The organism is Mesorhizobium sp. WSM4846 (assembly GCF_055811415.1).
Genome location: NZ_JBVVPZ010000078.1, coordinates 1 through 12,616, shown reverse-complemented (window position 1 = coordinate 12,616; position 12,616 = coordinate 1). Strand labels below are relative to the sequence as shown.

Genomic DNA, 12,616 nt, shown 5'->3' with positions numbered 1-12,616 from the left:
AGAGAAGCTGCGCTTCGCCATCCGTGAAGGCGGCCGCACCGTCGGTGCCGGCATCGTCGTCACCATCAAAGAGTAATCGACGCCGGCATTTGTCGGATCGACAGGGAAGGGCGGTCTTCGGGCCGCCCTTTCTACTTTTGCTGGGTCCGCGCAGAAAAATCTTGCGCGGTCCTTTCAAAGCTGTTGCAAGCACCACCGCCGCAACTATTATAGGTTGCATCGAGGGGGCTTTTGCCAAGCGTGGTTTGGGGACGCCGTTTAAGCAGTATGGCGGGGTGGTGGCGCGGGCTGGTTCGCCTGGTGCTGGTGGTCGTAATGGCGATGGCTGCCTTTGCGGCGAAGGCCGAGGATGTCTCCGATCCGAAGACATGGGATCCGAAGTCATGGTACCTTCCGGGCAGTTCGTCAGATGGTTTTTCGGAGATGCAACTCGTCGTCGTGCGCAGCAATGCGACCGGTTGCGAGCCTAATTGTCCGGAATGGATTTCGGCAGAAGGCGCCATCGAGGCGGGCACGCCAGCGCAGCTCAAGCGCATATTGAAGAAGCTCGGCCGTCGCAAACTGCCGATTATCGTTAATTCCCCGGGCGGCAATGTCGATGCTGCGCTCCGGCTTGGTCGAATAATTCGCAAAAACAAGCTCGATATCGCCGTCGGTACGACCAAGTTTTCCGATTGTTGGCCCGGGATGAAGGATTGCCGGGCCAATGACGGCAAGGGCGCCGCATATTTCGGCATTGCGTCCGACGGCGGCGCTATGTGCAACTCCGCATGTCCGCTGATGTTAGCCGGAGGCGTCGGACGCGTGGTCGGCGGTTGGGCCCATCTGGGCGTCCATCAGATCACTACGACCCATTTCCGCACCCAACGGCAATATCGAACCACCTATCGGGTTGTGCGCGGCAAAAAATATAAGATCACCACCGAAACCGTCACTCAAGACAATGTCGGATACAAGACCTATGAGATGAGCAAGGCGCTTGAGAGGAGGCTTTCGGCCTATCTCAGGGAGATGGGCGTCGGGCGGGGCGTGCTTGACAGAATGAAGGCCACGCCCGCCAGCGACATCCGGCAGATCTCCCTCGCCGACATGCTGACGATGAAGCTGGTCACCAGCAGGGACTCCCTCGACATTCTTACGCTCGCGGGCATATGCCGGCGGAGCCCGGCGCCGGCGAACTGCAGGCAGGTCCCTGCGAATGCCAAGCCGGCCAAGCCAGCAGCGATCGAGGCGAAGGCCGGACCTTCTCAACCGGCTCAAGTCCAAATTTCTCAGCCGGCCACGCAGGCGACCAATGCCGGCGACGAAGGGTCTTACGGCAATCCCCCGCAAACCCTCATAGCATGCATCGGAGGGGGATCGCGGGTAGCTGGGGCGAGTTCCACCTGTGATCCTGAGGTGGAACCAATGCCGGCTTGGCGTTGGGGCGTGGCGAGTGGCCCGTACACATCATCGGATATGACGCCATGATCAGCCGGGGTATGCGACTGGTTGCGCCAGCCGGAGATCGAGACAGAAAGGGCGGCCCTCGGGCCGCCCAACTCGAACCCGACGCGATGCTGAAGCTTGGCCTGACGACGGGTCCTCAATCCGTGCACGAACTGACCGGCGCCACCATTTGCAAGTCGCTGCCGAAGCCCGACAATTGCAGGGTCACCCCGTCAACCAACGCCGAAGCCGCGGCGCCCCCGAGGCTGTAGCTTCGCGTCGGCCAATAATCGACCGCCGGCATTGCCGGCCGATATCCGATGCAAAAGGGCTGTCCTGGGGCTGCCCTTTTTGCTTATTTGCGTACACCCGGCTTGCCTTTTTACGTATGCCGGTGCCTGCGGCGTCGTCGCAAAACCCTGTTGCAAGCCGGCAAAGCTGAACTAGTATAGATCGCATTGCGGGGGCTTGCCCGAATGGTTTCATGGCACCGTCTGAATGGTCAGGCATGGTGGATGCTTGGGCTGATCTGCCTGGCGTCGTTCCTGGTCATGGAACACGCTGCCTTCGCGGCGAACACCAAAGAATCCACGCCGGATTTTGGTCCGACGATGCGGTTTGTCGTCGTCCGCAGCAGCGCGCCTGGTTGCGAACCGACCTGCCCGGAATGGATATCGGCTGAAGGCTCGATAGTGGCCGCCACGCCGGCCCTGTTCAAACGCACGCTCAAGGCACTCGGTGGCCGAAAACTGCCCGTTGTCGTGGATTCTCCCGGCGGCAACGTCGAAGCGGCGCTGGCGCTTGGCCGGCTGCTGCGCAAGAACAAGCTCGATATCGCGGTCGGCAAAACCGGGTTCACCGGTTGCCAGCCCGACGCCAAGGACTGCAAGGAAAACGACGGCAAGGGCGCTCGCTATTTCGGCAATGCCTATGCCGACGGCGCCATCTGCAATTCCGCCTGCCCGCTGATGTTTGCCGGCGGCATCAGGCGCGTCGTCGGCCAATGGGCCTTTCTCGGCGTGCATCAGATCACCACGACCTACATCAAGACGAAGTTGCAGTACCGGACCACTTATCGCGTGGTCGGAGGCAAGAAAAAGATCCTCAGCAAGAAGATCGTCGGCCGCAAGAACGCCGGCAGCTACAAGACCTACGAGATGAGCAAGTCGGTGGAGAAAAGACTGGCTGCCTATCTGAACGAAATGGGCGTCGGCCAAGCCGTGCTCGAGACGATGAAGAACACTCCGGCCAGCACCATCCAGCAGCTGGCCCCCTACGAAATGCTGCAGGCGAAGCTCGTGACAAGCCTGGATGCCGTCGACCTGCTGACCGCGCCATCCCTGTGCAACACCGATCCGGTGGCCGCGAACTGCAGGGAAATACCGGCGCCGGCCGGCGACGTGGTGGCGTACGCCAAGCCCGCTCCGGCCGCGCCGGGCGAACCTGAAGCCGTGCAGCCGGCCGATGTTGGCGATATGCGCTTCGTCCTGGTTCGCGGCAGAAGTTTTCTCTGCGATCCGAATTGTCCCGAATGGATCTCGGCTGAAGGCATGATCAGCGCTCAAACGCCGGAACGGCTACGCCAACTGCTGGATACGATCGGTGATCGGCGACTGCCCGTGGTGATCAACTCGCCGGGAGGCGACGTGCTCGGCGCTCTGGCCGCCGGAAGATTGATCCGAGAACGCAAGCTCGACGTGACGGTTGCGCGGACGGACTTCATTGGATGCGAGCCGGACAAGGCGGATTGCCCCGCCAGGGATGGCGTCCATGTCGGACTGACGATCGATGCGAGCGGTGAGTGTGGCGCGGCCTGCCCGATCATGCTTGCCGGCGGTGTCAGACGCCTTGTCGGTCCTCGCGCGCAGTTGACCGTGCACCCGATCGGGTTGGAGCAGCGGGTCAAAACCTATCTCAGGGATATGGCGGTCGGATCCGGTCTGCTGGTGGCGATGCGGTCGGTGCCGGCCTCGCGCCATCGGCAGCTCGAACCCGAGACGATGCTAAAAGTCGGGCTGACGACCGGGCTTGGTTCGGCCGATGAATTTACCGGCCCGACCATCTGCAAGTCGCAGCCAATGCCGGAGAATTGCCGCGTCGTGTCGACGTCCGAGGTTCAGGCCGAGGCGGCCGTCAAGCTGTAAGGCGCAGTCACGCCCCAGCTGAGCGCGATAGGGCGAGGCGGGGTGGTCCTTCCTGAATGCGCCACAATCCGCCGCGACGTTCGACCGATTCGGCAATGAACAAGGTTTGACGATGCTGATCGCTCATCTTCCGGCTGGCTACATACTCGGTACTTTCGCACGAAACCGTTGGCCCGGCAGATCGGGGATCATGGCGGCGGCAATGCTCGGCAGCGTCGTCCCGGACCTCGACATGGTCTATTTCCATTTTGTCGATGGCGGACGAACCCATCACCACGCCTACGTCACGCACTGGCCGCTCTTCTGGGCAGCGGCTGGCCTTGTGACAGTGTCGGTCGCGAAATGGCGGGATCCGCGATATCTGGCCCCGGTCGGCGCCTTCTTTGCCGCCGCAATGATACACATGATCCTGGACTCAGTGGCGTCGCCTATCATGTGGCTAATGCCGTTCGACCGGCGCGCGCTCGAACTCGTCACGGTCCCGGCGATGTATCGCAACTGGGTCATGAGCTTCATGTTGCATTGGACTTTTGCCCTCGAACTTCTGATATGCGCCTGGGCGCTGGCCCTCGGATTTCGACGATTGCAGCCCGGCGCGGCCACGCCTGAAAACTCGACTTGAGTTCTTGTCCGCTTTATGAAATAGCAGCGCGCGATACGGGCATAGCTCAGTTGGTAGAGCGGCGGTCTCCAAAACCGCAGGTCGTAGGTTCGAGCCCTGCTGCCCGTGCCATTTTTCGAATGGCCAATTCATGAAAAAATTTCTGGTCTTCCGCGCGTCGACCTTTTGAAAATCGCGCGGTGGCTTGCCATATAGGCTGTCTTGAGGCATAAGAGCGCCATAGCCGGAACGGGACGACTGGATGGTTCCGAGGCGGCGTTTGGCATAAAGCGGACACTTGCCACTTGCGTGGATCAAGAATCGGTTTTATGTAGACGAAACAGACACGCGACGCGTGGAGCTGGGAAGCCGGCTTTACGCGTCCGATTTGCATGGGCGAAATGATTGCGCTGATTCGGCGCGGACACAGGCTCAGGCGGCACATCCCGGCCAGCGGGATCATCCAGGAGATCCGGTCAACGGGTCTTGCAGACAGAGCGGCACATGGCTTCGAAAACCACAAATCCATTCGTCTTTCTCCAGCAGGTTCGCGCGGAGACCGCCAAGGTGACTTGGCCGTCGCGTCGCGAAACGATGATCTCGACGGTGATGGTTCTGGCGTTCGCTGTGATCGCGATGATCTTTTTCTTTACTGCCGATCAGCTCATGGGCCTCGCGGTCGAGCAGATTCTGGGCATTGGACGCTGAGTCCGGCGATTACGGAGAAGCCTTGAAATGACTGCGCGGTGGTACATCGTCCACGCCTATTCGAACTTTGAAAAAAAGGTCGCTGAGGACATCGAGAACAAGGCCAAGCAGAAAGGCCTGTCCGCTGACATCGAGCAGATCGTGGTGCCTACCGAGAAGGTCGTCGAGATACGCCGCGGCCGCAAGGTCGATGCCGAGCGCAAGTTCTTCCCGGGCTACGTGCTGCTGAAGGCCAACCTGACCGACGCAGTGTTCTCGCTCGTGAAGAACACGCCGAAGGTCACCGGCTTCCTGGGTGATTCGAAGCCGGTGCCGATCACCGAGGCCGAGGCCCAGCGCATCCTGAACCAGGTGCAGGAAGGCGTCGAGCGGCCGAAGCCGTCGGTCACTTTCGAGATCGGCGAGGCGATCCGCGTCTCGGACGGTCCGTTCGCCTCGTTCAACGGTTTCGTCCAGGAAGTGGACGAGGAGCGGGCGCGGCTCAAGGTGGAAGTTTCGATCTTCGGGCGCGCCGTGCCGGTCGATCTCGAATTCGGACAGGTCGAAAAGGGCTGATCCGAAATCCTTGTCGCCAATTCGGCGGTGAGGGAGGCGGCGTGGAAATCGCAGCCAAAATGGGTGGGAGGCGAATGCGGCTTTAGCCCGCTGCAGGAACCGCACCACCAGACTGCAACCGCCGGTGTTGCCCAGATTTGGGGCCGGCATGAGATGAAGGCAGGAAGAGATGGCTAAGAAAATTGCAGGCCAGCTCAAGCTCCAGGTTTCCGCGGGCTCGGCGACACCGTCGCCCCCGATCGGACCGGCGCTTGGTCAGCGCGGCATCAACATCATGGAGTTCTGCAAGGCGTTCAACGCGCAGACCCAGGAAATGGAAAAGGGATCGCCGGTTCCGGTCGTGATCACCTACTACCAGGACAAGTCGTTCACCTTCGTCATGAAGACGCCGCCGGTGAGCTACTTCCTGAAGAGGGCCGCAAACCTGAAGTCGGGCTCGAAGGAGCCGGGCAAGGTCAAGGCCGGCACGATCGGCCGCGACAAGGTGCGCGCCATCGCCGAGCAGAAGATGAAGGATCTGAACGCGACCGATATCGAGGGGGCCATGCGCATGGTCGAGGGCTCCGCCCGCTCGATGGGTCTGGAAGTGGTGGGCTGAGATCATGGCAAAGATTGCAAAGCGTGTATCGAAGACCCGCGAAGGCATCGATCCCAACAAGGCCTATGCCTTGGGTGATGCGCTGAAGCTGCTCAAGGACCGGTCCTCGGTGAAGTTCGACGAGACCGTTGAAATCGCGATGAACCTGGGTGTCGACCCGCGCCATGCCGACCAGATGGTCCGTGGCGTGGTCAACCTGCCGAACGGCACCGGCCGTACCGTCCGCGTCGCGGTTTTCGCGCGTGGCGACAAGGCCGAGGAAGCCAAGGCGGCCGGTGCCGATATCGTTGGCGCCGAGGATCTGGTCGACATCGTCCAGAAGGGCACGATCGACTTCGATCGCTGCATCGCCACGCCGGACATGATGCCGCTGGTCGGCCGTCTGGGCAAGGTGCTCGGCCCGCGTGGCATGATGCCGAACCCGAAGGTCGGCACTGTCACCACCGACGTTACCGCCGCCGTCAAGGCGTCGAAAGGTGGCGCGGTCGAGTTCCGCGTCGAGAAGGCCGGCATCGTTCATGGCGGCGTCGGCAAGATCTCGTTCGACGTCAAGGCGCTGGAAGAGAACGTCCGCGCCTTCGCTGACGCCGTGACCAAGGCGAAGCCGGCTGGCGCCAAGGGCAACTACGTCAAGAAGGTGTCGGTCACCTCGACGATGGGCCCTGGTCTCAAGCTCGACGTCTCGACGCTGGCAGCGTCCTGATACGAACCATTCGGATCTGCCGCTAAAGGGCTGATCCGCAAACAGAATTCCGGGCCTCCGATTTATCTTGGCGGCCCGGTACCGGAAGTCGGAAGGCTTCCGGACATCCTGTCCGAGATTGCGGGCGGCCCCAGGCCTTGGTTCAAGGGGGGCCTTAATTCATGTGGGCCTGCATGAGACGGGTGAAGACCGGACAACGGAGCGACTGCTCCAATGAAAGGTTCGAACCGTGTTTGCCTTTTGTCTGCGCACCATTCGGCTTGCCGGCTGGTGTGGCGAAAGGGGGCAGGATCCTCGAGCGTCGTTCGGGAGATCCGTTACTGGATGGCCCGGCCGGCAAAAGGCAACCCGACACCTGTCCTCGTAATGGGAATGTTCCCGTTAACAGGATTGGGGTCAACTGGAGATAGGCAGTGGACAGAGCGGAAAAACGCGAACTCGTCACGGGCCTGAATGAAGCGTTTTCGGGCGCTGGTTCAGTCGTCGTGGCCCACTACGCCGGTATTACCGTCGCGCAAATGAACGACCTTCGGTCGAAAATGCGTGTCGCCGGTGGCACCGTCAAAGTCGCGAAGAACCGTCTCGCCAAAATCGCTCTTCAGGGCACGGACTCCGCATCGATCATCGACCTGTTCAAGGGACAGACGCTGATCGCCTATTCGGAGGATCCGATTGCGGCGCCGAAGGTCGCGTCCGATTTCGCCAAGGGAAATGACAAGCTCGTCATTCTCGGCGGCGCAATGGGCACCACCTCGCTCAACGCCGACGGTGTGAAGGCACTCGCCACACTTCCGTCGCTCGATGAGCTGCGCGCCAGGCTGGTTGGCATGATCGCCACGCCGGCAACCCGGATCGCCCAGATCGTCAATGCGCCTGCGGCTTCGGTCGCGCGTGTCATCGGCGCTTACGCCCGGAAGGACGAGGCGGCATGAGGCCGTTCCTCGCTATCACAAACACACGTTCGAACCTTATGAAGGAATATTGCAATGGCTGATCTGGCAAAGATCGTAGACGACCTTTCGAAGCTGACCGTCCTCGAGGCGGCCGAGCTGTCGAAGCTTCTGGAAGAAAAGTGGGGCGTTTCCGCTGCTGCTCCGGTGGCGGTTGCTGCCGCCGGCGGTGCTGCGGCTGCTGCTGCTCCGGTCGAGGAAAAGACGGAATTCGACGTCGTCCTCACCGAGGCGGGCGCTCAGAAGATCAACGTCATCAAGGAAGTTCGCGCCATCACCGGTCTTGGCCTCAAGGAAGCCAAGGACCTGGTCGAGGCGGCTCCGAAGCCGGTCAAGGAAGCTGTTTCCAAGGCCGACGCGGACAAGTTCAAGGCCCAGCTGGAAGCAGCCGGCGCCAAGGTCGAACTGAAGTAAGCGTTTGATATCGGCGGGCGGCTTCGCGCCGTCCGCCGCTCCCTTGGCGCGAAGGGAGGCTGCGTAACGCGAAGAGTACGAAAACCTCTTTCCTGAGGACCGTAAACCGGCCTTCAGGAAACGGGTTTTCTCCCGTTTTGGCCGGTCACCGACAGGTGGCGGGTGAACCAATAAAAGGCCGCCGCCGAAGGCGGCCGAGAATGCAAGGCGAGCCGCGGCGAGGCTCGCCCCGAGAATCGAGCTAAGGAGCGACGATGGCCCAGACACAAACTTTCAATGGCCGCAGACGCGTACGCAAATTCTTCGGAAAGATTCCGGAAGTTGCGGAGATGCCGAACCTGATCGAGGTTCAGAAGGCATCCTATGACCAATTCCTGATGGTGGAGGAGCCCAAGGGCGGGCGTCCTGACGAGGGACTGCAGGCGGTTTTCAAATCGGTGTTCCCGATCTCCGACTTTTCCGGCTCCTCGATGCTGGAATTCGTCAAGTACGAGTTCGAAGCGCCGAAATTCGACGTTGACGAATGCCGTCAGCGCGACCTGACCTATGCCGCGCCACTCAAGGTGACGCTGCGCCTCATCGTGTTCGATATCGACGAGGATACCGGCGCCAAGTCGATCAAGGACATCAAGGAGCAGGACGTCTACATGGGCGACATGCCGCTCATGACCTTGAACGGCACCTTCATCGTCAATGGCACCGAGCGCGTCATCGTCTCGCAGATGCACCGTTCGCCGGGCGTCTTCTTCGACCATGACAAGGGCAAGTCGCACTCGTCGGGCAAGCTGCTGTTTGCCGCGCGCGTCATCCCCTATCGCGGATCGTGGCTCGACATCGAGTTCGACTCGAAGGACGTCGTGCACGCCCGCATCGACCGCCGCCGCAAGATCCCGGTGACGTCGCTGCTTATGGCGCTCGGCATGGACGCCGAGGAGATCCTGTCGACCTTCTACAACAAGATCACCTACAAGCGCGCCGGCGACCACTGGCGCATCCCGTTCAACGTCGAGCGTTTCCGCGGCCTCAAGGCTGTCGGCGACCTGGTCGATGCGGACACCAACGAGGTCGTCGTCGAGGCCGGCAAGAAGATCACCGCACGCCAGGCCCGTCAGCTCGGCGAAAAAGGTCTCAAGGCGATCAAGGCGACCGACGAGGATCTGCTCGGCAACTACCTTGCCGAGGACATCGTCAACTATGCGACCGGCGAGATTTTCCTCGAGGCCGGCGACGAGATCGACGAAAAGACGCTAAAAGTGCTTCTCGCCGCCGGCGACGACGAGATCAAGGTTCTCGACATCGACCACGTCAATGTCGGCGCCTATATCCGCAACACGCTCAACGTCGACAAGAACGAGAGCCGCCAGGACGCGCTGTTCGACATCTACCGGGTCATGCGCCCCGGCGAGCCGCCGACGCTGGAAACCGCCGAAGCCATGTTCAACTCGCTGTTCTTCGACAGCGAGCGCTATGACCTGTCGGCCGTCGGCCGCGTCAAGATGAACATGCGCCTCGAGCTCAAGGCCGAGGACACCGTGCGCGTGCTGCGCAAGGACGACATCCTGGCCGTGGTCAAGACGCTGGTCGAACTGCGCGACGGCAAGGGCGAGATCGACGACATCGACAATCTCGGCAATCGCCGCGTGCGCTCGGTCGGCGAGCTGATGGAGAACCAGTACCGCGTCGGCCTGTTGCGCATGGAGCGCGCGATCAAGGAACGCATGTCCTCGATCGAGATCGATACGGTGATGCCGCAGGACCTGATCAACGCCAAGCCGGCGGCTGCCGCCGTGCGCGAGTTCTTCGGTTCCTCGCAGCTGTCGCAGTTCATGGATCAGACCAACCCGCTGTCGGAGATCACCCACAAGCGCCGTCTCTCGGCGCTTGGACCCGGTGGTCTGACCCGCGAGCGCGCCGGCTTCGAGGTGCGCGACGTGCATCCGACGCATTACGGCCGCATCTGCCCGATCGAGACGCCGGAAGGCCCGAACATCGGTCTGATCAACTCGCTGGCCACATTTGCGCGCGTCAACAAGTATGGCTTCATCGAGAGCCCGTACCGCAAGATCGTCAACGGCAAGCTGACCAATGAGGTCGTCTATCTCTCCGCGATGGAAGAGGCCAAGCACCACGTCGCGCAGGCCAATGCCGAGCTCGACAAGAATGGTGGTTTCGTCGACGAATTCGTCATTTGCCGCAATGCCGGCGAAGTGATGATGGCGCCCCGCGAAAACGTCGATCTGATGGACGTGTCGCCCAAGCAGATGGTGTCGGTGGCCGCGGCGCTGATTCCGTTCCTCGAGAACGACGACGCCAACCGCGCGCTGATGGGCTCGAACATGCAGCGTCAGGCCGTGCCGCTGGTGCGCGCCGAAGCGCCGTTCGTCGGCACCGGCATGGAGCCGATCGTCGCCCGTGACTCCGGCGCCGCCATCGGCGCCCGCCGCGGCGGCATCGTCGACCAGGTCGACGCGACGCGTATCGTCATCCGCGCCACGGAAGATCTCGATCCCGGCAAGTCGGGCGTCGACATCTACCGGCTGATGAAGTTCCAGCGTTCGAACCAGAACACCTGCATCAACCAGCGTCCGCTGGTGCGCATGGGCGACCTGGTCAACAAGGGTGACATCATCGCCGACGGTCCGTCGACCGAGCTCGGCGATCTGGCGCTCGGCCGCAACGTGCTGGTCGCGTTCATGCCGTGGAACGGCTACAACTACGAGGACTCGATCCTCTTGTCCGAGCGCATCGTCGCCGACGACGTCTTCACCTCGATCCACATCGAGGAGTTCGAGGTCATGGCGCGCGATACCAAGCTCGGGCCGGAGGAAATCACCCGCGACATCCCCAACGTCTCGGAAGAAGCGCTGAAGAACCTCGACGAGGCCGGCATCGTCTATATCGGTGCCGAAGTGCAGCCGGGCGACATCCTGGTCGGCAAGATCACGCCGAAGGGCGAAAGCCCGATGACGCCGGAAGAAAAGCTTCTGCGCGCCATTTTTGGCGAAAAGGCATCGGACGTGCGCGACACCTCCATGCGCATGCCGCCCGGAACCTTCGGCACCGTCGTCGAAGTGCGCGTCTTCAACCGCCACGGCGTGGAGAAGGACGAGCGCGCCATGGCGATCGAACGCGAGGAGATCGAACGCCTCGCCAAGGACCGCGACGACGAGCAGGCGATTCTCGACCGCAACGTCTATTCGCGCCTGTCCGACGTTCTCGTCGGCAAGGACGCGATTGCCGGGCCGAAGGGTTTCAAGAAGGGCTCGAAGTTGTCGAAGGATACGCTCGACGAGTATCCGCGTTCACAGTGGTGGCAGTTTGCGGTGGAGAACGAAAAGCTCCAGAGCGAACTGGAAGCCCTGCGCGGCCAGTACGACGATTCCAAGAAGGCGCTCGAACAGCGCTTCATGGACAAGGTCGAGAAGGTGCAGCGCGGCGATGAGATGCCTCCCGGCGTCATGAAGATGGTCAAGGTCTTCGTGGCCGTGAAGCGCAAGATGCAGCCCGGCGACAAGATGGCCGGCCGGCACGGCAACAAGGGTGTCGTGTCGCGGATCGTTCCGGTCGAGGACATGCCGTTCCTCGAGGACGGCACACATGCCGATATCGTGCTCAACCCGCTGGGTGTGCCGAGCCGCATGAATGTCGGCCAGATCCTGGAGACGCATCTGGGCTGGGCCTGCGCCGGAATGGGCAGGAAGATCGGCGAGCTGATCGACGCCTACAAGACAGGCGGCGACATCAAGCCGCTGCGCAAGACGCTCGAGAGCTTCATGCCGGCCAACGACCGCAACGAGCCGGTCCGCGACTATGACGACGAGAGCGTCGTTCGCCTCAGCGAGCAGATGCGCCGCGGCGTCTCTATCGCGACACCGGTGTTCGACGGCGCGCACGAGGCCGACATCAACATCATGCTGGAGCAGGCGGGCCTGCACACCAGCGGTCAGTCGCAGCTCTATGACGGACGCACCGGCGAGCCGTTCGATCGCAAAGTGACGATGGGCTACATATATATGCTCAAGCTTCACCATCTTGTGGACGACAAGATCCACGCGCGCTCGATCGGGCCGTACTCGCTCGTTACCCAGCAGCCACTGGGCGGCAAGGCGCAGTTCGGTGGCCAGCGCTTCGGCGAGATGGAGGTCTGGGCGCTCGAAGCGTACGGCGCCGCCTACACGCTGCAGGAGATGCTGACGGTGAAGTCGGACGACGTCGCCGGCCGCACCAAGGTCTATGAGGCGATCGTCAGAGGCGACGACACCTTCGAGGCCGGCATCCCCGAGAGCTTCAACGTTCTCGTCAAGGAAATGCGGTCTCTGGGCCTCAATGTCGAGCTGGAGAACACCAAGCTCGACGACAACCCGATCCGGCTGCCCGACGCGGCCGAATAAGCAAGACGTGGGGGGGCGGGGGCCCCCCCCCCCCCCCCCCCCCCCACCCCCCAAAATGGTTTGGGGGGTTGGGGCCAGAGAAATATCAAAAAACAAAATTTTTAATTGCGGCAGGCGGGGAAGT

The 12,616-nt window shown here is 61.8% G+C and carries 10 protein-coding genes, 1 tRNA gene and 1 pseudogene; all 12 read left to right on the top strand.

Annotated elements, in window-relative coordinates; translation table 11 throughout:
• On the top strand, nt 1–76 hold a 76-nt coding region (locus AC0L15_RS32660; RefSeq protein ID WP_454589835.1), incomplete at its 5' end, for an EF-Tu C-terminal domain-related protein.
• 164 nt (nt 77–240) lie between these two features.
• A pseudogene (locus tag AC0L15_RS32655) lies at nt 241–1,700 on the top strand (COG3904 family protein).
• A gap of 204 nt (nt 1,701–1,904) precedes the next feature.
• On the top strand, nt 1,905–3,572 hold the full coding sequence (locus AC0L15_RS32650) for a COG3904 family protein (RefSeq protein ID WP_473498360.1): 1,668 nt from the start codon (nt 1,905–1,907) through the stop codon (nt 3,570–3,572).
• Nucleotides 3,573–3,684: 112 nt separating this feature from the next.
• On the top strand, nt 3,685–4,194 hold the full coding sequence (locus AC0L15_RS32645) for a metal-dependent hydrolase (protein WP_287248047.1): 510 nt from the start codon (nt 3,685–3,687) through the stop codon (nt 4,192–4,194).
• Nucleotides 4,195–4,229: 35 nt separating this feature from the next.
• Nucleotides 4,230–4,305 (top strand) — tRNA-Trp (locus AC0L15_RS32640).
• A gap of 372 nt (nt 4,306–4,677) precedes the next feature.
• On the top strand, nt 4,678–4,881 hold the full coding sequence (gene secE, locus AC0L15_RS32635; protein WP_013531408.1) for a preprotein translocase subunit SecE: 204 nt from the start codon (nt 4,678–4,680) through the stop codon (nt 4,879–4,881).
• A 27-nt stretch (nt 4,882–4,908) separates the two neighbouring features.
• Nucleotides 4,909–5,436: a transcription termination/antitermination protein NusG gene (gene nusG / locus AC0L15_RS32630; RefSeq protein WP_006333333.1), complete on the top strand. Its 528-nt coding sequence runs from the start codon at nt 4,909–4,911 to the stop codon at nt 5,434–5,436.
• A gap of 169 nt (nt 5,437–5,605) precedes the next feature.
• Nucleotides 5,606–6,034 (top strand): 50S ribosomal protein L11, encoded by a 429-nt coding sequence (rplK, locus tag AC0L15_RS32625; RefSeq protein WP_287248046.1) that lies wholly within the window; start codon nt 5,606–5,608, stop codon nt 6,032–6,034.
• Between the two features lie 4 nt (nt 6,035–6,038).
• Nucleotides 6,039–6,737 (top strand): 50S ribosomal protein L1, encoded by a 699-nt coding sequence (rplA, locus tag AC0L15_RS32620; RefSeq protein ID WP_027155818.1) that lies wholly within the window; start codon nt 6,039–6,041, stop codon nt 6,735–6,737.
• 413 nt (nt 6,738–7,150) lie between these two features.
• Nucleotides 7,151–7,669, top strand: coding sequence for a 50S ribosomal protein L10 (gene rplJ, locus AC0L15_RS32615; protein ID WP_023798119.1), 519 nt, complete (start codon nt 7,151–7,153; stop codon nt 7,667–7,669).
• A 54-nt stretch (nt 7,670–7,723) separates the two neighbouring features.
• Entirely contained in the window at nt 7,724–8,101 is a 378-nt protein-coding gene (gene rplL / locus AC0L15_RS32610; RefSeq protein WP_023680442.1) for a 50S ribosomal protein L7/L12, read from the top strand.
• A gap of 254 nt (nt 8,102–8,355) precedes the next feature.
• Nucleotides 8,356–12,492 (top strand): DNA-directed RNA polymerase subunit beta, encoded by a 4,137-nt coding sequence (gene rpoB / locus AC0L15_RS32605; protein ID WP_091591204.1) that lies wholly within the window; start codon nt 8,356–8,358, stop codon nt 12,490–12,492.
• Nucleotides 12,493–12,616 lie beyond the last annotated feature (124 nt).

Excerpts from the sequence above, each read along its gene's own strand:
- AC0L15_RS32650 (WP_473498360.1), top strand. The coding sequence starts at position 1,905 with ATGGTTTCATGGCACCGTCTGAATGGTCAGGCATGGTGGATGCTTGGG.
- AC0L15_RS32645 (WP_287248047.1), top strand. The coding sequence starts at position 3,685 with ATGCTGATCGCTCATCTTCCGGCTGGCTACATACTCGGTACTTTCGCA.
- secE (WP_013531408.1), top strand. The coding sequence starts at position 4,678 with ATGGCTTCGAAAACCACAAATCCATTCGTCTTTCTCCAGCAGGTTCGC.
- nusG (WP_006333333.1), top strand. The coding sequence starts at position 4,909 with ATGACTGCGCGGTGGTACATCGTCCACGCCTATTCGAACTTTGAAAAA.
- rplK (WP_287248046.1), top strand. The coding sequence starts at position 5,606 with ATGGCTAAGAAAATTGCAGGCCAGCTCAAGCTCCAGGTTTCCGCGGGC.
- rplA (WP_027155818.1), top strand. The coding sequence starts at position 6,039 with ATGGCAAAGATTGCAAAGCGTGTATCGAAGACCCGCGAAGGCATCGAT.
- rplL (WP_023680442.1), top strand. The coding sequence starts at position 7,724 with ATGGCTGATCTGGCAAAGATCGTAGACGACCTTTCGAAGCTGACCGTC.
- rpoB (WP_091591204.1), top strand. The coding sequence starts at position 8,356 with ATGGCCCAGACACAAACTTTCAATGGCCGCAGACGCGTACGCAAATTC.